Below are 20,300 nucleotides of genomic sequence, written 5' to 3'. Positions count from 1 at the left end.
CGGGAGCCGCAAAAGATGAGCAATATCCTGATTATCAACGCTAAAAAGCAATTCGGCCATTCCAACGGCGAACTCAACCAAACCCTGAGCGACGTGGCGGAAAGCTTCCTGCGCGATCTGCAGCACGATGTGCAGGTCACGGTGGTCGACGACGGCTATGACATCGAGGCCGAGGTGCAGAAATACCTGTGGGCCGATGCGGTCATCTATCAGATGCCGGGTTGGTGGATGGGCGAGCCGTGGATCCTGAAAAAATACATCGACGAAGTGTTCACCGCCGGCCACGGCAGCCTGTACGCCAGCGATGGCCGCACCCGCTCCGACGCCGGCAAGAAGTACGGTTCCGGCGGCCTGATTCAGGGAAAAAAATACCTGCTGAGCCTGACCTGGAACGCCCCGCTCGAGGCTTTCACCGATCCGAACCAGTTCTTCCACGGCGTCGGCGTCGACGGCGTTTACCTGCACTTCCACAAGGCCAACCAGTTCCTGGGGATGGAAGCCTTGCCAACCTTTATCTGCAATGACGTGATAAAACAACCGGATATCGAAACGGACATCGCACGTTATCGCGAGCATCTGGCGGAAATTTTTGCTTAACTGGCAGCGAAGGGCTTAACCAACGAGGTAATGATGATCACCGTAATCGCAGAAATCAAAGTCAAACCCGGCCACCGCGCCACCGTGTTACAAGCCATTGAAAAACTGGTGCCACTGGTGCTGGCGGAAGAAGGCTGCGGCGAATACACGCCGATGGTAGACAGCCACACCCAGGCCCCCTGGCAGAAACTGTCGCCGGACTCGGTGTTTATGCTGGAAAAATGGCAAAGCCAGGCGCATCTGGAAAAACACCTGCAGATCGACCATATGCTCAAGCACCGCGAGACCATCAAGGACTACGTGCTGGGCACCGAGATCTACGTGCTGGAAAACGCACTGTAATCCCCTCAGAGGCCCTCTGCGGCCTCTGGCGGTTCTCCCTCAAGGCGGGCGCTGACGTAGTCGAGAAAACAGGTGAGGCGCGCCGCCAGCTGGGCGTCGTGGTAATACACCGCGTGGATCGGTTGACGCACGTCCAGCGTCTCCCGCACCAGCAGCGGCACCAGCCTGCCCGCTTCCCGATCGCGTCGCGTCATAAAGTCCGCCAGCTGGACAATGCCCGCCCCACGCAGCGCCAACTCGCGCAGCGTCTCCCCGCTGGAGGCCGAGATCGTCGGTTCGATGGCGAAATGCCGCGCCTGCCGGTGGCGTAGCGGCCACTGGTTCAGCGACTCCGGATAGGTGAATCCCAACAGGCAATGGCGGTGCAGATCTTCCACGCCGCGCGGTTCGCCATGCCGTTGCAGGTAATCCGGGCTGGCGAGAATGCGCAACCGGCTGTTGCCCAGCAGGCGCGCGTGCAGCGTAGAGTCGCGCAGCGCGCCGATGCGGATCGCGATGTCGGCGCGTTTCTCCAGCAGGTCGATATTGCGATCGTCGGTGTCCAGCTCCAGCTCAATCTGCGGATAACGGCGGCGGAACTCCGCCACCATCGGCACCAGCACGTGCGCCATGAAAGGGGCGGCGGCGTTGACCCGCAGCCGACCGGCGGGCAGCCGGCGCCGCAGCGCCATGAGTTCTTCGGCCTGATCTACCGAACGCAGGATTTCTCGCGCAGGCGCCAGGAAGCTCTGCCCTTCTTCGGTCAGGCTCAGGCGACGCGTGGTGCGGCGCAAGAGCGTAGCGTCGAGCTTCGTTTCCAGACGGCTGAGTGCGCGGCTGACGCCGGAGGTGGTTTGGCCGAGCCGATCGGCGGCGGCGGTGACCGAACCGCTGTCGACCACCGCCGTGAACGCCAGCAGCTCTTCGAGGGTGATCTTCACGCGGTTCGCCCCAGGTTGACGGGCGCCGCATGCAACGCCCTGCGGGAAAGCAGGCCCGGCGTTTCACCGGGCCAGGGTCAGGCTCAGACCGCCAGTTCGGCCATGTCGCCCTTGTCTTGCAGCCAGTTGCGGCGATCTTCCGAACGCTTCTTGGCCAACAGCATGTCCATCACCGCCAGCGTCTGATCGACGTCATCCTCTGCCACCGTCAGTTGCACCAGACGGCGGGTGTTCGGATCGAGGGTGGTTTCGCGCAGCTGCAGCGGGTTCATCTCGCCCAGCCCTTTAAAGCGCTGTACGTTCGGCTTGCCCTTCTTGCGCTTCAGCTGTTCCAGCACGCCGGCTTTCTCTTCTTCATCCAGCGCGTAGAACACCTCTTTACCGAGATCGATACGGTACAGCGGCGGCATGGCGACATAGACATGGCCGCCTTTCACCAGCGAACGGAAGTGGCGCACGAACAGCGCGCACAGCAGCGTGGCGATGTGCAGGCCGTCGGAGTCCGCATCCGCCAGGATGCAGATTTTGCCGTAGCGCAGTTGGCTGAGATCTTCGCTGTCCGGATCGATGCCGATCGCCACGGAAATGTCGTGCACTTCCTGCGAGGCCAGTACTTCGTCCGAGGAGACTTCCCAGGTATTCAGGATCTTGCCCTTGAGCGGCATGATCGCCTGATATTCACGATCGCGCGCCTGCTTGGCCGATCCGCCCGCCGAGTCCCCTTCCACCAGGAACAGTTCGGTCATGGCCAGATCCTGCGAGGTGCAGTCCGCCAGCTTGCCCGGCAGCGCCGGCCCGCTGGTCAGCTTCTTGCGCACCACTTTCTTGGCGGCGCGCAGACGGCGCTGGGCGCTGGAAATCGCCAGCTCGGCCAGCTGTTCCGCCGCCTGAACGTTCTGGTTCAGCCACAGGCTGAAGGCGTCTTTCACCACGCCGGAAACGAAGGCCGCGCACTGGCGCGACGAGAGACGCTCTTTGGTCTGCCCGGCGAACTGCGGATCCTGCATCTTCACCGACAGCACGTAGGCGCAGCGATCCCAGATATCCTCCGCCGACAGCTTCACGCCGCGCGGCAGAATATTGCGGAATTCGCAGAACTCGCGCATCGCGTCCAGCAGCCCCTGACGCAGGCCGTTGACGTGGGTGCCGCCCTGCATGGTCGGGATCAGGTTGACGTAGCTTTCGGTCAGCAGCTCGCCGCCTTCCGGCAGCCACAGCAGCGCCCAGTCCACCGCTTCGGTATCACCGGCGAAATTGCCGACGAACGGCGCTTCCGGCAGGGTAATCAGGCCGTTGACCGCTTCCATCAGGTAGTCGGTCAGACCGTCCTGGTAGCACCAGCGCTGTTCGGTGTTGTTCACCTTGTCGATGAAATAGATCTCGACGCCGGGGCACAGCACCGCTTTGGCTTTCAGCAGGTGAGTCAAGCGCGATACCGAGAAACGCGGGCTGTCGAAGAACTGTTCGTCCGGCCAGAAGTGCACGCTGGTGCCGGTATTGCGTTTGCCGCAGGTGCCGGTCACCGTCAGATCTTGCACCTTGTCGCCGTTTTCGAAGGCGATGCCGTAGACGTTGCCGTCGCGGCGCACGTTGACTTCCACCCGTTTCGACAGGGCGTTGACCACCGAGATGCCAACGCCGTGCAGGCCGCCGGAGAACTGGTAATTTTTATTCGAGAATTTACCGCCGGCGTGCAGCCGGCACAGGATCAACTCAACCGCCGGCACGCCCTCTTCCGGGTGGATGTCCACCGGCATGCCGCGGCCGTCGTCGATCACTTCCAGCGACTGATCGGCGTGCAGAATCACGTCGATACGCTTGGCGTGACCGGCCAACGCTTCGTCGACGCTGTTATCGATCACCTCTTGGCCGAGGTGGTTTGGGCGCGTCGTGTCGGTATACATGCCGGGACGACGGCGCACTGGTTCTAGACCGCTGAGTACTTCAATGGCATCAGCGTTATAGCTGGATTGAGTCATCGTTGATTATTTTTTCGTGGTTAAAGGGAGGTGCCGGAACGGTCCGTCAGACCGCGTTTAGCCCTAAAAAATCCACAATCTGGGGGAAGTAGTGCTCGAAACCGACGAAGGCGTGGTTTCCACCCGACTCCACCGTTTGCCGACACGCGGTGTAATACGCCACTGCCTGGCCGTAATCGAGAATTTCATCGCCCGTTTGCTGCAGCAGCCAGATTAAATCCGGCGACTCCAAGGGATCGATCTGCATCATTTTCAGATCGTAAACGTGACGAGACTCTAACACATATTGCTGGCCGGTGTAGGGGTTCTCGTTGGCGCCGAGATAGTCGACCAGCAGCTCAAACGGCTTGACCGCCGGGTTGACCACCACCGCCGGCAGCGAAAAACACTGCGACAGCCAGGTGGCGTAATAGCCGCCGAGCGAAGAGCCGACCAACCCGAGCGTTTGGCCGGCGCGCTCCAGCACCAGATTCTCCAGCATCTCGGCGGCCTCCGCCGGAAAAGCCGGCAGCTGCGGCACCAGCATCTGGATATCGGGATGGTGCTCAGCCAGCCAGGCCTTGAAGGCCACCGCCTTGGCCGACTGCGGCGAGCTGTTGAAACCGTGCAGGTAGAGCAGTGTCGAAGGCATCAGTATCCATCCGAGTCCATATCGGGGCGGAAATCGTCGTTTTCCAGGCGGAACACCTGCGTCTCGACGCGGCCATCCGGCAACAGATCGAGGTAGCGCCAGCCGGGGGAGACGTCGTCGATGGTGAAGTTCGTGCAGTGCGGCTTGAATTGCACGCAGGTCGAGGGCGTCGCCAACAGGCGCCGGCCCTGCCATTCCAGATCCAGATCCTGGTGAATGTGCCCGCACACTACGGTATTCACTTTCGGATAACGCAGCAAGATCGCACCCAGCATATGCGGGTTGCGCAGGCTGTGCTGATCAAGCCAGGTACAGCCGGAAGGCAGCGGATGATGGTGCAGCAGCAACAGCGTATAGCGCTCGGGGTGAGCCTGCAGGCAGCGCTCCATCCACTCGAGCTGGTATTCGCTCAATTCGCCGTGCGGCACGCCGAACACCTGGCTGTCCAACATCAGCACCTGCCAGTTATCGCCCAGCAGCACCTGTTTGGAAGGCGCGATACCGGCGGCGGCCAACGCGTCGACCATCGCCGGTTGAAAATCGTGGTTACCCGGCAGCCACACGCAGGGGGCCGGCAGTTGCGCGATGCCGGCGGCGAAGTGGCGGTACGCCTCCTGCGAATGATCCTGCGCCAAATCTCCCGTGGCGACGATCAAGTCGACATCGCGGCGCTGCGCCTGGATGGCGTCCAGCACCGCGTGATAGCTGCGATAGGTATTGATGCCGAGCAACGTCTCGTGTTCGCCGGCAAAAAGGTGGGTATCTGTTATTTGTAGAATCCTGACCGCGGCCCCACTCGCCACGGGCAGTTTAAACAGGCTTTCCAAATGGTGTCCTTTGTTATTTCAGTCTGTCTAACAAACCGGAACCGCCATCGCTCCATGCGCCAAACAGTAGCGCAGCCAATCAGCAAGAAACTGGTTAATTTGATGCTTTTCGTCGCGTTGATGCAACTTTTTATTAGGATAATCATAACGCGCTTTAAAGCGGTAGATCTGCTGACTGGAACACACTTCCGCAACCATGGCGTCATGGTACAGCCGCACCGTCATCGCGGGCAGGCTCCAGTAGCTGACCGCCGGAAAGATCTGCTCGATCTCCACCAGCGACGTGTAACGCGTGGACTCAACGATGGTCAAACGATAGCCGGCGCCGTTCACCTGATAAGTCACCGTTTCGCCCGCTTCGTCGTTGCGCGGCAACAAGCGGCGCAATTGCGCGAAGTTGGTTTCGCACAATCTCATCATTTCGGGGAAATCAGGGGTATAGCGCTGTTTCATTAGTTGGCCCACTCTTTTCTCAACGATTCATGGTGCAACGCCAGCCATTGCAATGCAATCACTGATGCGGCGTTATCGATCGCGCCCTCCTCCACCCAGCGGTAAGCCTGCTCGCGGCTGACCACGTGGACGCGGATATCCTCATGTTCTTCCGCCAGGCCATGGATGCCTTCGGCGGTGCCGGCGTCTACCTCGCCGACCATGATCGACAGACGTTCGCTGGTGCCCCCCGGGCTGGCCAGATAGCTCAGCACCGGCTTGCAGCGCCCGACCACCACGCCGGCCTCTTCCTGCGCTTCGCGGCGGCACACGTCTTCGACGCTTTCGCCGGTTTCGATCATACCCGCCACCATTTCCAGCAGCCAGGGCGAATTACTGGTATCGACCGCGGCGATGCGCAGTTGTTCAATCAGTACCACTTCGTCGCGCACCGGATCGTAAGGCAGCAGCACCGCCGCATGGCCGCGCTCGAAAATTTCACGCGTGATTTCAGGACTCATTTCGCCATTGAACAAGCGATGGCGAAACCGGTATAAATTGAGTGAAAAAAAACCACGGTACAGCGTCTCGCGTGCAATAATTTCTACATCTTTTTTATCGAAAGTGACGGGTGACGGCTGCGAACGGTTCATGCGCGAATTCTCCTGCGTGAGTATGCCGATAAAATAAACGGTTTTGATGACAGAAACAGCGGGTCTCACCGCCGCCGCTTTATGTTAGGCTGTTTTTCGCCGCCGGACGCGGCGCGTTTGTGCGCTCGCAGGTAATAGCGGGAAACAATCCGGATTGTCAGCCATAATATCAGCTGCAGTCGACCCGGACAGTACGCCAAGGTAAATGGGCGGTCTGAAAGGTAAAAGTTACGTGAGATGGCACATTCAGCCACCTGATGCGTACCGCAGACTCTGCTAGAATCGGCAACTATTTCGTCTATCGTCAGCGCTAACATAGCAATATTGCTGCACAACAAGGAATGCAAATGAAGAAACTGCTCCCCCTTCTTATCGGACTGAGCCTGGGCGGCTTCAGTGCAATGAGCCAGGCAGAGAACCTGCTGCAGGTCTACAAACAGGCCAGGGAAAGTAACCCGGATCTGCGCAAAAGTGCTGCTGACCGCGACGCCGCATTCGAAAAGATCAATGAAGCGCGCAGCCCGCTGCTGCCGCAGCTCGGCCTGAGCGCCGGTTACAACTACAACAACGGCTATCGCGACAGCAACGGCGTCAACAGCAATGTCACCAGCGCTTCACTCGGCCTGACGCAAACCATCTTCGACATGTCGAAATGGCGTGCGCTGACGCTGCAGGAAAAGACCGCCGGCATCTCCGACGTGACCTTCCAGACCGCGGAACAGCAGCTGATCCTCAACACCGCCACCGCCTATTTCAACGTGCTGAGCGCCATTGACACGCTCTCTTATACCCAGGCGAACAAACAAGCGGTTTACCGCACGCTGGATCAAACCACCCAGCGCTTCAACGTAGGCCTGGTGGCGATCACCGACGTGCAGAACGCCCGTTCCGCCTACGATACCGTGCTGGCGGCCGAAGTCACTGCCCGCAACAACCTGGACAACGCGCTGGAATCGCTGCGCCAGATCACCGGCACCTTCTATCCTGAGCTGGCCTCGCTGAATACCGATCGCTTCAATACCCAGCGCCCGGAAGCGGTGAACAACCTGCTGAAAGAAGCGGAAGCGCGCAACCTGAGCCTGCTGTCCGCCCGTCTGAGCCAGGACCTGGCGCGCGAGCAGATTCGCTCTGCGCAGACCGGTTATATGCCGACGGTCAACCTGAATGCGTCGACCGGGATCACCAATACCCGTTACAACGGTTCCGCCACTCACGACACGCTGAGCTCCAGCCGTTACAGCAATTCTGATGCCGGCCAAAACCAGGTTGGCGTTTCGATCAGCCTGCCGCTGTACAGCGGCGGCGCAACCAACTCGCAGGTGGAACAGGCGCAGTACGGCTTTGTCGGCGCCAGCGAGCAGCTAGAAAGCGCCCACCGCGGCGTGGTGCAGACCGTGCGTTCGTCGTTCAACAACGTCAACGCCTCGATCAGCAGCATCAACGCCTACAAGCAGGCGGTGATCTCCGCGCAGAGCTCGTTGGATGCAATGGAAGCCGGTTATCAGGTCGGTACCCGCACCATCGTCGACGTGCTGAACGCCACCAGTACCCTGTATAACGCCAAGCAGCAGCTTTCCAGCGCGCGTTATACCTACCTGATCAACCAGCTGAACATCAAGTCGGCGCTCGGCACGCTGAACCAGAACGATCTGCTGACGCTGAACGGCGCACTGGGCAAACCGGTGTCGACCGCGCCTGACGCCGTCGCGCCGCAGAACCGCTCTCAGGACGCCTACGCGGACGGTTATCAGGACAACGCGCTGATGCAACAGGTCGCCGCACCGGCACCGAGCGCCACACGCGCTGCGGCACCGGCCGTCAGCCAACCGGCACGCAACAGCGGCAACCCATTCCGCAACTGATGCGCGCGCGTTGATAAACACGGGGTCCGGCGTGCGCCGCACCCCGTTTTTTTTGCCCCGATTTCCCCACTTCTGCCCGCCGCCTCACAGCCGCCGCTGCGCCAGGTGGTATCATCGTCACTCTCGTTTTCGCAGTCTGGATGAGGTTCGATGGACAACGATTCACGCTGGCAGCGCTTGATTAACGACGGCGAACTGCCGCCGCCGCAGCGCCCGGCACAGGCGGTTTACGCTTCCTGGCTGCGCTGCCGCAGCCTGATGCAGCCCGACGTTTGGCAGGCACCGCACCGTGCCCAGGGCGCCACCTTCGAATCGATTTGCCGCCGCAAGAACGACCTGCTGACGCTCGGCCAGGCGGCGCTGGAAGACGCCTGCGAATACATGGAGCCACGGCGTTGCCTGTTGATGATCCTCGACGAGAGCGGCTGCATGCTGTGGCACTGCGGCGACGCCAAAACCTGGGAGCTGTTGCAGCCATTGGGGTTCGCCCCCGGCGCTTACTGGGCCGAGGGGCAGATCGGCACCAACGCCCCGGCGCTGGCGGCGGCGGAAGGCCACCCGGTGCGGGTGAGCGGTGAGGAGCATGTGCGCCGGGCGCTGCACGGCTGGTCGTTCTGCGCCACGCCGGTCTACGACAACAGCGGCCGCCAACGCGGCTCGATCGCGCTAGGCTGCCTGCTGGCCGACTGCGCCGCCGGCGATCTGTCGCTGACGTTGGCCATCGCCCGCGAAATCGGCAATTCGCTGAACGCCGACGGCCTGCTGGCGGAATCCAACCGTCATCTGAATCAGCTTTACGGTCTGCTGGACGGCGTAGACGACGGCGTCATGGCCTGGGATCACCGCGGTTACCTGCAATACATCAACCAGCGCGCCGCCGGCCTGCTGAAGCTGGACGAACAGCAGAGCCAGGGCAAACCGCTGGCGCAACTGCTGACGCTGCCCGCCCTGCTCAAGCGCGCCATCGCCGACCGGCAGCCGCTGCAACACGTCGAAGTCACCTTCGAAAGCCAGCGGCAGTTTATCGCCGCCTTGCTGACGCTCAAGCCGATTTTCGACGGCGAACGCTGCAGTTTCATCGCCCTGCTGCACCCGCTCGAGCGGCTGCGCCAGTACGTCAGCAGCCAGCTGGGGCGAGTCAGCCACAGCTTCGAGCAGATGCCCTCCGCCTCGCTGGAGATGCGGCGGCTGATCCGTTACGGGCAGCAGGCGGCCAAGGGCCAGCATCCAATCCTGCTGCGCGGAGAGGAAGGGGTCGGCAAAGAGCGGCTCAGCCAGGCTATCCACAACGCCGGCGAACGCGCCGCCGGGCCGTATATCGCCCTCAACTGCCAGCTGCTGCCGCAGGCACAGGGGTTACGTGAGCTGCTGGGCAGCGACGCCAGCGAAGAAGAGGCCGGCCAGCTGAGCAAATTCGAATTGGCCAACGGCGGTACGCTGTACCTCGAACAGATCGAATACCTGCCGGCGGAGATGCAGTCGGCGTTGCTGCAGGTGCTGAAAACCGGCGTGGTGATCCGCCTCAATTCCAGCCGGGTGATCCCGGTCGATGTGCGGGTGATCGCCGGCAGCGCCGCCGATCTGCCGCTGCTGGTGCAGCAAAACCGCTTCCGCCGCCAGCTGTTTTACAGCCTGCAAGCCTTCGAGATCCAGATCCCGCCGCTGCGCCAGCGGCTGAGCGATATTCCGCTGCTGGTCAAACACCATCTGCGCGCGCTGGAGCAACATTTTCAGTGTCGCTTTCGGGTGGATGACGAAGTGATGGCCCAGCTGGCGCTCTACCTGTGGCCGGGCAACGATTTGGAACTGAAAGGGGTGGTGGAGCGCGCGGCGATGATCTGCCACGGCCACCACATCCAGTTAGCAGATTTGCCGGCGCACCTGCTCGGCCAGCCGTCGCTGCTGGAGAGCGATCCGCAGCCCGGCGCGCCGCTGTTGACGCTGACGGACATGGAGCGCCAGGCGATCCTCCGCGCGGCGACCGTCAGCCGGGGTCAGCTGACGGAGATGGCGCAGCTGCTGGGCATCGGCCGCACCACCCTGTGGCGGAAGATCAAACAACACGGGATCGACATCCGCCAGTTCAAGCTGCGTGCCTAGTGGCTGAGCTGCAACACCCCACGCGCGGCGTCCAGCATCGCCTTCTGCCCGCTGCGGGTTTTGCTCAGGCAATCCTGCATGCCGACCACCATCGGAATGCCCATCGCCTTCGCCAGAATGGCGCTGTGCGACAGGGCATTGCCACCGCTGAGGCAGATGCCGAGCACCAGCCGCCTGTCGAGCATCACCACCTCTGAAGGCATCAGCTCGTCCATCACCAGTATCGATGGCTCTGCCAGCGCGATGGCCGGCAGCGGCAGCCCCTGCAGATGGCACAGCGTGCGGCGCAGCATGTCGCGCACGTCCAGTTCACGCGCCCGCATGTAGTCGTCATCCAGTTCGCGGTACTCTTCGGCGATCGCTTCCAGCACCTGCCGCCAGGCCTGTTCAGCGCAGCACAGCTGTTGCGCAATGCGGGTGTAAGCCGCCTGCTGCAGATCCGGATCGTCCAACAGCATGCTGTGGGCGCCGAAGATCGCCGCCTGCGGCTTGCCGATCAGCGTACCGGTACGTTCCGCCAGCCGGTTCAGATCGCTCAGGGTGTGCTGTAGCGCCTCCCGCAGGCGTTGCTGTTCACCCAACACTTCGTCCGCGCCGATCCGTCGTTCGACGGTTGGCGGCCAGAAGCTGTGGGCCTGGAACACCGGCCCGCTGGTGACGCTCTCCGCCACCGGGATACCGTGCAGCGAAGGCTGCTGCCGCTCGGAGACCGTCTCGCCGAAATGTTGTTCCGCCAGCGCTTTGAACGCCGCCAGCGCTTCGTCCGCCTGCGCGCCGTCAGCGATCAGGCGAATGGTGTCGCCGTGGCGCACCTGCAGCAGCGCCAGCTGATTGAGGCTGCGCGGATCGACGCACTGCCCCTGTTTTTCCAGCACCAGCTCGGCCTTGAACGGCGCCAGCGCCTCTACCAGCCGCGCCGCCGGGCGCGCATGCAGCCCGTGCGGGTTCTGCACCGTCCAGGTTGCGCTTTTACCCTGCGCCAGCGGCAAAGCCGCGCTTTTCGTGGCCGGCGAGCCTTCGCCTAGCTGCGCCTGTTTAGCCTGCAACGCGCCCTGCGCCTCCGCCACCACCTGCTCCAGCGAAGCGCCGGAATTGGCGGCGACCACCGCCGCCAGCGTGCCTTCGACCAGCGGCGCCGCACACAGCCGCACTTTGGCGGCCAAGCCCGGGTCCAGCAAATCGAGCGCAGTTTCCGCGCTGAGCAGCGCACTGCCCAAATCCATCAGCACCAGAACGCCGTCGCCGTCGGCAACCGCTTCGATCGCCTCCATCACTTTGACCGCGTCGGTACCGATCGGGTGCTGCTCGTCATCCACGCCCGCAGCCAGCGCCAGCTTGCAGCCATCGCCGCGCATCATCTGCCGCGCCAACTGCTCAACGCCGCGCGCCAGCAACGCACTGTGCGAAACCACCACGATATTAATCATCTCGCCTCCTGCTACAGCTAACTACCGGCGACCTCGGCCAGCGTTTTCATCATCAGCATCACCGAAGTGGCGCCGGGATCCTGGTGGCCGATGCTGCGCTCGCCCAGGTAACTGGCCCGCCCCTTGCGCGCCTGCATGGTAATGGTGCTCTCCACCGCCCGCTCGGCGCTGTCGGCGGCGCGCTGCAGCGCCTCCGACACGCTCAGGTTCTGCTGCGCGGACTGGCCGAGGCTTTCCACCACCGGCCACCAGACGTCGCACATGGTTTTGTCGCCCGGCTCCGCCTTACCGCGCATCACCACGCCTTCCACCCCCTCCTGCATCATCTGCTGCAGCTCCGCCAGATCCAGGCTTTGCTTGGCGTTCGCCGCCTGCGCCGCGCGGATGAAGAAGGTGCCGAACAGCGGGCCGCTGGCGCCGCCCACGCTCGACAGCAGCGTCATGCCGGTATTTTTCAGAATGAAGCCGATATCTTTGTCTGCCACCGACGGCAGTTTTTCTACCACCTTGTTAAAACCGCGATTCATGTTCAAACCGTGGTCGGCATCGCCGATCTCGGTGTCCAACCGGGTCAGAAAATCGCGCTCCCGGCTGAACACCTCGCCGCAACGCATCAGCCAATCGACAACCTGTTGTTTGGTCAACGCCATGATTCCTCCTCAGCAACCCCAACGCAGCGCAGGCGTTTTCACCGGCGCATCCCACAAGGACAACAGCTCGTCGTCCACGTTCAACAGCGTGATAGACACGCCCTGCATATCGAGCGAGGTGCAATAAGAGCCCACCAGGTTGCGTTCGATAATGATGCCCGCCTCAGCGCAGCGTTCCGCCAATCGATGGTACACGCCATACAGCTCGGACAGCGGCGTGGCGCCCAGGTTGTTGACCAGCGCGATCGCCCGATCGCCGCGCCTCAGCGGCTGCTTGGTTTGCATCTCGTCGCGCCACTCGCCCTGCTGACGATCCCAGACGCGGATCGTGCGCTGATAGTGGCCGTGGTCGATCAGCGTATGGAACATGTCGTCCACCGCCGCGTTGAGCGTGGTGAACGGGCGGCGCGCAATGCCCGGCTCGCCGTGAATGCCGACGCCGAACTCCATTTCGTTCTCCGCCAGGGTGAACGACGGCTTGCCGGCGGCCGGAACGGTGCAAGCCCCCAGCGCGATGCCGATCGAATGCCCGTGGTTATTGATGCGATGCCCCAGCGTCACCACGCTGTCCAGATCGTCGCCGCGCGCCGCGGCGGCGCCCAGCAACTTCTCCATCAGCACGGTGTTGGCCACCCCGCGCCGCCCGGCGGTAAACAAGCTGTCTTTGACCGCCACGTCGTCATCCACCAGCACCGTCGCCACCGCGACGCCGCTGTCGTGCAGCAGCTCGGTGGCGGTTTCGAAGTTGAGCACGTCGCCGGTATAGTTCTTGATCAGCAGCAACACCCCGGCGCCGCCGTCGATCGCCTGGCCGCACTCGTACATTTTATCCGGCGTCGGCGAGGTAAAAATCTCGCCCGGACAGGCGCCATCGAGCATCCCTTCGCCAACGAAGCCGCAGTGCATCGGCTCATGGCCGCTGCCGCCGCCGGACAGGATCGCCACCTTGCCCGCCACCGGCGCGTCGGCGCGGGTCACGAACACCGGATCCGCGTGCACCAGCAGCTCGGGATGGGCCTCCGCCAGCCCCTGTAACTGCTCTTCCAACACCGACTCGACCTGATTAATCAGTTTTTTCACGATGGTTTCCTCTGTAAGAACAGGGGCGCGGCGCACCGCGCCCCAAGGGTATCAATGACGCTGCAGCCAGGCGGCGCCCAGCCTATCCGCCGTCAGGATCGCCGCCTGCACGCCCGCTGGGGTGACCTTGAACGGCATGTTGTGAATGGTTTCGCCGGCGGCGCAGCTGGCCTCGGCCACCGCCATGATCTTCGCCGTCGCATCGCCGGTGACGCCCATCTGCGCCAGCGTGATCGGCAGGCCGATGCCATGGCAAAACGCCAGCACGGTTTCAATCTGCGCCATCGGGCTGTTCTGCAGCACCAGCTGCGCCAGGGTGCCGAACGCCACTTTCTCGCCGTGATACAGGTGGTGGCACTCTTCCAGCACGGTAAAACCGTTGTGAATGGCATGCGCTGCCGCCAGCCCGCTGCTCTCGAAGCCGATGCCGCTCAGATAGGTATTGGCCTCAATGATGCGCTCCACCGCTTCCGTCACCACGCCGGCCTCGACCGCCAGTTTGGCTTTCACCCCTTCCGCCAGCAGCGTGTCATAACACAGCCGCGCCAGGCTGAGCGCCGCCAGCGTCGATTTGCCGCCGGCCATGCTGGTGGCCTGGGCGTCGAAACAGGCCTGGGCTTCGAAATAGGTAGAGAGCGCGTCGCCCATGCCAGCTACCAGCAGGCGCACCGGCGCTTTGGCGATGATGGCGCTGTCCATCACCACCATGTCCGGGTTGCGCGGATAAATCAGGTATTCGGCGAATTCGCCCTGTTCAGTGTAGAGGACCGACAGCGCGCTGGTCGGCGCATCGGTGGAGGCGATTGTGGGAATAAGCACCACCGGCAGCTGTTGGTAGTGCGCCACGGCCTTGGCGGTGTCGAGCGTCTTGCCGCCGCCGACGCCGATCACGCCGCGGCAGCCGTGAGCCTGCAGCTCATGGCCGAGCCGGTCTATCTCTTTGCGGCAGCATTCGCCGTTGAAGCGGGCCGCGTGATGTTTCACGCCGTGCTGCTGCAGGCTGCCCATCAGGGTGTCGCCCGCCAGCTGCATCACGAAGTCGTCAGCGATCACCAGGTAGTGATCGGCGAGGGATTTGGCGTATTCGCCGACGGCGGCCAGCGCATTGGCGCCCTGAATATATTTGCCTGGTGACTGGATGATTCTCAACATAACCGGATCCTTGTAGGGAGTTGGCGATGGTAACGTTCAGATATCAGGTGATGACGCGCCGACTTCGCCGCCGGCTTGTTGTTGTGCTTCGACTATGAGCGCCCGCCGCCCGCCTGGCGAGCCTCGCGATTTTTGTTCCATTATGGAACATCATCATAGCGACAACGTTTCATGATGAAACACCAACGCGCGTTTTTTCGCCGCGAAAGCGAACTGGCGCACACCCCAACGTATAACTGCGTAAAGAGTCGATTCTGCGGGCGTTTCAGCTTTAATTTTGACCATGTTTCCCCTATCCTTAGCGCCACTACTGGGAAAGGGCGAAAACAGCCCGCATGATGGGATTGATAACGATGAAACGGACAAAAAACATCAACCAAGAGACGTTCCGCAAATCCTGGCGCAGCTACCGTGTCGCGCCCGTGGCTTTGGCGATCAGCGCTGTCTTTATGCTGGCCGGCTGCGAGAAGAGCGATGAAACGGTCTCCCTGTATCAGAATGCCGATGACTGTTCGCGCGCCAATCCTTCGATGAGCGAGCAGTGCACCACCGCCTACAACAGCGCCCTGAAAGAAGCGGCGAAAACCGCACCGAAATATGCTACCCGCGAAGACTGCGTCGCCGAGTTCGGCGAAGCGCAGTGCACCCAGGCGCCGGCTCCGGCGCAGGCCGGCATGGCGGCGGAATCGCAAAGCAGCGGCAGCTTCTGGATGCCGCTGATGGCGGGCTACATGATGGGTCGCCTGATGGGCGGCTCCGGTTTCGCGCAGCAGCCACTGTTCACCTCCAAGAACGCCGCCAGCCCGGCGAACGGCAAGTTTGTCGACGCCAGCGGCAAGAGCTACGGCCCGGCCACCGCCGGCGGCCGCACCATGACGGTGCCGAAAACCGCCATGGCGCCGAAGCCTGCGGTCACCAACACCGTGACCCGCGGCGGCTTCGGCGAGACCGTGGCCAAGCAGACCAGCATGCAGCGCAGCAGCGCCACCTCCAACTCCGGCTCTCGCAGCATGGGCGGTTGATGCATGAAACGTATTGCTATTACCGAGCGCCCGGACTGGCGTGAAAAAGCGACCGAGTTCGGGTTCCGTTTCCACACCATGTACGGCGAGCCCTACTGGTGTGAAGACGCCTATTACCAGTTCACGCTGGCGCAGATTGAAGAGATCGAAAGCGCCACCGCGGAGCTGCACCAGATGTGCCTGCAGGTGGTAGAAAAAGTGGTCGGCAGCGACGAGCTGATGGCCAAGTTCTGCATCCCGAAACACACCTGGGAGTTCGTGCGCAGCTCCTGGCGCACCCACCAGCCGTCGCTGTACTCGCGTCTCGATCTGGCCTACGACGGCGTCAACCCGCCGAAGCTGCTGGAAAACAACGCCGATACGCCAACCTCGCTGTATGAGGCGGCCTTCTTCCAGTGGCTGTGGCTGGAAGACCAGATCAACGCCGGCAAGCTGGATCCGGAGTCGGATCAGTACAACAGCCTGCAGGAGAAGCTGATCGAGCGTTTCGCCGATCTGAAAGCGCATCACGGTTTTGGCCTGTTGCACCTGGCCTGCTGCCAGGACAGCGAGGAAGATCGCGGCACGGTGCAATATCTGCAGGACTGCGCGCAGGAAGCCGGTCTGCCGACCGAGTTTCTGTTCATGGAAGAGATTGGCCTCGGCGAGAAAGGCCAGTTTACCGATCTGCAGGATCAGGTGATCGGCAACCTGTTCAAGCTCTACCCGTGGGAATTCATGCTGCGCGAGATGTTCTCTACCAAGCTCGAAGACGCCGGCGTGCGCTGGCTGGAGCCGGCCTGGAAGAGCATCATCTCCAACAAGGCGCTGCTGCCGCTGCTGTGGGAAATGTTCCCGAACCACCCGAATCTGTTGCCGGCTTATTTCGCGCAAGACGATCATCCGCCGATGGATCATTACGTCACCAAGCCGCTGTTCTCACGCGAAGGCGCCAATATCCAGATCGTCGAAAACGGTCAGGAAGTGGCGCGCGTCGATGGGCCATACGGCGAAGAGGGCATGATCGTGCAGCAGTTCCATCCGCTGCCGAAGTTCGAAGACAGCTACACGTTGATCGGCAGCTGGCTGGTGAACGATCAACCTTGCGGCATCGGTCTGCGCGAAGATCGCGAACTGATCACGCAGGATCTGTCGCGCTTCTATCCGCACACCATTCTCGACTGATCGCTCCGCCGAAGACAAAAACGCCAGTCTCTGACTGGCGTTTTTTCTTTAGCCTACCTGCACCGACAGCATGCTCAGCGCTCCCATTTCGATACCGTCGATCGGCACGCTGATGGCCTCTTTTCCATCCCAACCGCCAAGCACGTACAGCAACGGCAGATAGTGTTCCGGCGTCGGATTCGACAGCGCCGCCCCCTCATGGCGCATGAAATCCACCAGCGGATGGTTATCGCCCCGATAACGCAGGTTATCGCGGACAAAGTTATTGAACGATTCCGCCCACGGGTAGGCGCTGGTATCGCCCTGCCACTTCACCATGCGCAGGTTGTGCACCACGTTGCCGCTGGCGACAATCATCACCCCCTCATCGCGCAGCGCAGCGAGTTTACGGCCCAGTTCATAGTGATAGGCCGCCGGCTGCGTGCCGTCGACGCTGAGCTGCACCACCGGGATGTCGGCATTGGGATACATCTTGATCAAGACGCCCCAGGTGCCGTGATCCAACCCCCACTCGCCGAGATCGGCCGTTACCGGCACCGGCGCCAGCATGTGCTGCAGCTGCGCAGCCAGCGCGGGAGAGCCCGGCGCCGGATAACGGATATCGAACAGCGCCTGCGGGAACCCGCCGAAATCGTGAATGGTTTTGGGTTTTTCCATCGCGGTAACCGCAGTGCCGCGGGTATACCAATGTGCGGAAACCGCCACGATCGCCTTCGGGCGCGGCAATGACTCACCCAACGCACGCCATGCCCGGGTGTAACGATTGTCTTCCAGCACGTTCATCGGGCTACCGTGGCCAAGAAACAGTGCAGGCATACGAGAGGTGTTCATAGGGAGATCCTTAGTTCAAATTGTGCTATGCCGCTACATTACGCGCTTTGCCGCACCAACACAGCCGGATAACCGTGATGAAGATATTCAATAAATTTGAATTAAAAACGGAGGAATGCGCCGGCAGACAGAAAGATAAAAAATTTATATATTTCAATAGATTAATAACAAACATGAATGTCATGGCATTACTGCCACACAGATCCAATTTGTGAACAATTTATGTATTTTTTGTTAACGCAATCTATACACTCCTCCTCTGCCGACGGGGGCCGACAGCCCCGCCGCGCAATGGGAATTACGTCTCACCAAGGAGGAATTCATGTTCAGACTCACACTGGCAACCCGCCTGGCACTTTCCATGTCCTTATTCGCCGGCTGGACGGCAACCGCCGGCACAGCGGACAACGCGCAGCTGACGCAGCGCGAAGACCCTTACTTCCTTCAGGCGCAAGCTCAGCTGCAACAGCGGCTGAAACAGACGCCAAACACCAACCGCGCCAAAAACGTCATTCTGGTGGTCGGCGGCGGCATGGGGTTTTCCACCGTGACCGCCGCCCGCATTTTTGAAGGGCAGCAGCGCGGCGTGGACGGCGAATCCAACGTGCTGGCCTGGGAGGCCTTCCCCTATCTGGCGGCGGCCAAAACCTACTCCGCCGACGCCCAAATCACCGACTCCGCCCCCAGCGCAGTAGCGATGACCACCGGCGTCAAAACCATCAACGATCTGATGGGCCTCAACCATACGGCTGCCCTCAATAATTGCGAGGACCAGCAAACCAAGGCCGTCACCACGCTGTGGGAGATGGCCGCAACGCTCGGCATGTCCACCGGCGCCGTGACGACCGCGACCATCACCCACGCCACGCCGGGCGCGACCTATGCCCATATCGCCAACCGCGATTGGGAATCCGACGCAAAAATGCCGGCAGCGGCCCTGGCCGCAGGCTGCCGCGACATCGCGCGCCAACTGGTGGAAATGAAGTACGGCAACGGCCTCAACGTGGCAATGGGCGGCGGGCGCGCCAACTTCCTGCCCGACAGCGTGAGCGATCCGGAATACCCCGGCAAGACAGGCGCCAGAAAGGATGGCCGCGATCTGACGCAGGCCTGGCTACAACGCTATGGCGAGCGAGGTCAATACGTATGGAATCAGGCGCAGTTCGACAAAATCGAGCCGGGTAAGGTCGACCACCTGTTGGCCCTGTTTGAGCCGTCGCACATGAACTTCGAGCACGATCGGCGGCAAGACGCGGCGGGAGAACCTTCGCTGGCGGAAATGACCGGCAAGGCCATCGATATTCTGGCCAAGAATCCCGAGGGCTACCTGCTGTTGGTGGAGGGTGGACGCATCGATCACGGCAGCCATAGCGGTAACGCCTACCGCACGCTGAGCGACGCGGTCGCCCTGAACGAAGCGGTGAAAACCATCGTCGACAAGGTCAATCTGGACGAAACCCTGGTAATCGTGACCGGCGATCACAGCCACACACTCACCATCGCCGGCTATGCCAAGCGGGGTAATCCTATCCTCGGTATTTCCGTGGGGGTCAACGGCAAACCGCTGCTGGGCAGCGACGGCAAGCCTTATACCACCGTCGGTTTCGCCAATGGCCCCGGCGGCACGATCCCGCTGGCCGAACGCCCGGCATTGACCATGGAGCAGGCCACCGCGCCCGACTTTATTCAGCCGGCGCTGGTCCCGCTGAAAAGCGAGACCCACGGCGGGGAAGATCTCGGCATCTACGCCATCGGCCCTTGGGCCCATCTGTTCCAGGGCACGGTGGAGGAGAACTACACCTTCCACGTGATGAATTACGCCAGCCGCATCGGCGAACGCCTGTCAAAACGGTAGCCACAAAAAAAGCCGCGTTACGCGGCTTTTTTATCGTTGAAAGCGGCCGGCTATCAGCTGGCTTTTTTCTCGTGCGCCTGGCGGTAGGCCACCAGATCTTCGATGGTCAGCACCACCATGTCGTGCTGTTTGGCGAAGGCGATCACTTCCGGCGCGTGCGCCATGCTGCCATCGTCGTTGGTCAGTTCACACAGCACGCCGGCAGGTTTGAAACCGGCCATGGAAACCAGATCGATGGTCGCTTCGGTGTGGCCGCGACGGCTCAGCACGCCGCCCGGCTGCGCGCGCAGCGGGAACACGTGGCCCGGACGGTTCAGGTCGCTCGGCTTGGCGCTGTCTGCCACCGCCGCACGGATGGTGGTCAGGCGATCGGAAGCGGAAACCCCGGTGGTCACGCCCTGCGCCGCTTCAATGGTCACGGTGAAGGCGGTCTGGAATTGGCTGGAGTTGTTGGTCACCATCATCGGCAGCTCAAGCTGCTGACGGCGTTCTTCGGTGATGCACAGGCACACGATACCGCTGCCGTGGCGAATGGTCAGCGCCATCTGCTCAACGGTCATGGTTTCCGCGGCGAAGATCATGTCACCTTCGTTTTCACGGTTTTCATCATCGAGCACCATTACGCCGCGCCCGTTGCGCAGTGCGTCAATCGCGCGTTCAACGCGTTCTGTCGGCGTGCCGAAGTCTGAAAGTAGCGTCTGATTCATGGTAAAAAACCTCATTAAAAATTATGGATTACCAGAACCAGGGCGATCTTGAGGAGTAGCTAGCAATAG

General features: G+C 61.7%; 19 protein-coding genes. 7 read left to right on the top strand and 12 right to left on the bottom strand.

Annotated features, from left to right (window positions below):
• Positions 1-15 precede the first annotated feature (15 nt).
• Entirely contained in the window at positions 16-597 is a 582-nt protein-coding gene (locus ACJ8QI_RS18260; protein ID WP_038879461.1) for an NAD(P)H-dependent oxidoreductase, read from the top strand.
• A gap of 33 nt (positions 598-630) precedes the next feature.
• On the top strand, positions 631-939 hold the full coding sequence (locus tag ACJ8QI_RS18255; RefSeq protein WP_033638602.1) for a putative quinol monooxygenase: 309 nt from the start codon (positions 631-633) through the stop codon (positions 937-939).
• Positions 940-944: 5 nt separating this feature from the next.
• Here ACJ8QI_RS18255 and ACJ8QI_RS18250 read toward each other — a convergent pair whose 3' ends face one another.
• The 6 genes from ACJ8QI_RS18250 to nudF all read right to left on the bottom strand — a co-directional run bounded on the left by ACJ8QI_RS18250 (position 945) and on the right by nudF (position 6,381).
• Positions 945-1,859, bottom strand: coding sequence for a LysR substrate-binding domain-containing protein (locus ACJ8QI_RS18250; RefSeq protein ID WP_060424765.1), 915 nt, complete (start codon positions 1,857-1,859; stop codon positions 945-947).
• A gap of 83 nt (positions 1,860-1,942) precedes the next feature.
• Complete coding sequence (gene parE / locus ACJ8QI_RS18245) at positions 1,943-3,838, bottom strand: DNA topoisomerase IV subunit B (protein ID WP_025304305.1); 1,896 nt, start codon at positions 3,836-3,838, stop codon at positions 1,943-1,945.
• Positions 3,839-3,884: 46 nt separating this feature from the next.
• Positions 3,885-4,469, bottom strand: a complete 585-nt coding sequence (yqiA, locus tag ACJ8QI_RS18240) for an esterase YqiA (protein WP_442532907.1) — start codon at positions 4,467-4,469, stop codon at positions 3,885-3,887.
• Positions 4,469-5,296 (bottom strand): 3',5'-cyclic-AMP phosphodiesterase, encoded by an 828-nt coding sequence (cpdA, locus tag ACJ8QI_RS18235; RefSeq protein ID WP_004937250.1) that lies wholly within the window; start codon positions 5,294-5,296, stop codon positions 4,469-4,471. The genes yqiA and cpdA overlap by 1 nt, the downstream gene beginning before the upstream one ends.
• Before the next feature lie 27 nt (positions 5,297-5,323).
• Positions 5,324-5,749, bottom strand: a complete 426-nt coding sequence (locus ACJ8QI_RS18230; protein ID WP_004937244.1) for a DUF1249 family protein — start codon at positions 5,747-5,749, stop codon at positions 5,324-5,326.
• On the bottom strand, positions 5,749-6,381 hold the full coding sequence (gene nudF, locus ACJ8QI_RS18225) for an ADP-ribose diphosphatase (protein WP_004937242.1): 633 nt from the start codon (positions 6,379-6,381) through the stop codon (positions 5,749-5,751). The genes ACJ8QI_RS18230 and nudF overlap by 1 nt, the downstream gene beginning before the upstream one ends.
• 347 nt (positions 6,382-6,728) lie before the next feature.
• Here nudF and tolC point away from each other — a divergent pair, with 347 nt between their 5' ends.
• Together tolC and dhaR are read left to right on the top strand one after the other, a co-directional pair.
• Positions 6,729-8,243, top strand: a complete 1,515-nt coding sequence (gene tolC / locus ACJ8QI_RS18220) for an outer membrane channel protein TolC (RefSeq protein ID WP_442532906.1) — start codon at positions 6,729-6,731, stop codon at positions 8,241-8,243.
• A 150-nt stretch (positions 8,244-8,393) separates the two neighbouring features.
• Positions 8,394-10,343, top strand: coding sequence for a dihydroxyacetone kinase operon transcriptional regulator DhaR (gene dhaR / locus ACJ8QI_RS18215; RefSeq protein WP_442532905.1), 1,950 nt, complete (start codon positions 8,394-8,396; stop codon positions 10,341-10,343).
• Here dhaR and dhaM read toward each other — a convergent pair.
• From dhaM to ACJ8QI_RS18195, 4 genes are read right to left on the bottom strand one after another with little or no spacing between them, the layout of a single operon-like run.
• Positions 10,340-11,770, bottom strand: a complete 1,431-nt coding sequence (gene dhaM / locus ACJ8QI_RS18210) for a dihydroxyacetone kinase phosphoryl donor subunit DhaM (protein WP_442532904.1) — start codon at positions 11,768-11,770, stop codon at positions 10,340-10,342. The two genes, dhaR and dhaM, sit on opposite strands and share 4 nt — an antisense overlap.
• A gap of 17 nt (positions 11,771-11,787) precedes the next feature.
• Positions 11,788-12,420, bottom strand: coding sequence for a dihydroxyacetone kinase subunit DhaL (gene dhaL, locus ACJ8QI_RS18205; RefSeq protein ID WP_442532903.1), 633 nt, complete (start codon positions 12,418-12,420; stop codon positions 11,788-11,790).
• Between the two features lie 9 nt (positions 12,421-12,429).
• The gene (dhaK, locus tag ACJ8QI_RS18200) at positions 12,430-13,500 is read right to left on the bottom strand and encodes a dihydroxyacetone kinase subunit DhaK (RefSeq protein ID WP_193158418.1); all 1,071 of its coding nucleotides are present in this window, start codon (positions 13,498-13,500) and stop codon (positions 12,430-12,432) included.
• A gap of 51 nt (positions 13,501-13,551) precedes the next feature.
• Positions 13,552-14,652 carry a glycerol dehydrogenase gene (locus tag ACJ8QI_RS18195; protein ID WP_060424753.1) on the bottom strand — a complete coding sequence of 367 codons (1,101 nt, stop codon included), beginning with the start codon at positions 14,650-14,652 and terminating at the stop codon, positions 13,552-13,554.
• Between the two features lie 353 nt (positions 14,653-15,005).
• Here ACJ8QI_RS18195 and ACJ8QI_RS18190 point away from each other — a divergent pair, with 353 nt between their 5' ends.
• Positions 15,006-15,674 carry a DUF1190 family protein gene (locus tag ACJ8QI_RS18190; protein ID WP_049198472.1) on the top strand — a complete coding sequence of 223 codons (669 nt, stop codon included), beginning with the start codon at positions 15,006-15,008 and terminating at the stop codon, positions 15,672-15,674.
• A gap of 3 nt (positions 15,675-15,677) precedes the next feature.
• Complete coding sequence (locus ACJ8QI_RS18185; protein ID WP_442532902.1) at positions 15,678-16,838, top strand: glutathionylspermidine synthase family protein; 1,161 nt, start codon at positions 15,678-15,680, stop codon at positions 16,836-16,838.
• Positions 16,839-16,886: 48 nt separating this feature from the next.
• Here ACJ8QI_RS18185 and ygiD read toward each other — a convergent pair whose 3' ends face one another.
• Positions 16,887-17,669, bottom strand: coding sequence for a 4,5-DOPA dioxygenase extradiol (gene ygiD, locus ACJ8QI_RS18180; protein ID WP_442532901.1), 783 nt, complete (start codon positions 17,667-17,669; stop codon positions 16,887-16,889).
• Positions 17,670-17,991: 322 nt separating this feature from the next.
• On the opposite strand from ygiD, the gene ACJ8QI_RS18175 reads away from it, so the two are divergent.
• Complete coding sequence (locus ACJ8QI_RS18175; RefSeq protein WP_442532900.1) at positions 17,992-19,524, top strand: alkaline phosphatase; 1,533 nt, start codon at positions 17,992-17,994, stop codon at positions 19,522-19,524.
• A 53-nt stretch (positions 19,525-19,577) separates the two neighbouring features.
• On the opposite strand, the gene ribB is transcribed toward ACJ8QI_RS18175, so the two are convergent.
• The gene (gene ribB / locus ACJ8QI_RS18170) at positions 19,578-20,231 is read right to left on the bottom strand and encodes a 3,4-dihydroxy-2-butanone-4-phosphate synthase (RefSeq protein WP_033636071.1); all 654 of its coding nucleotides are present in this window, start codon (positions 20,229-20,231) and stop codon (positions 19,578-19,580) included.
• Positions 20,232-20,300 lie beyond the last annotated feature (69 nt).

This window comes from Serratia sp. CY84636 (genome assembly GCF_052166245.1).
GTDB classification, from domain to species: Bacteria; Pseudomonadota; Gammaproteobacteria; order Enterobacterales; family Enterobacteriaceae; genus Serratia; species Serratia nevei.
The sequence above is the reverse complement of the archived record's forward strand: the minus strand, read 5'-3'. Positions and strand labels throughout refer to the sequence as shown.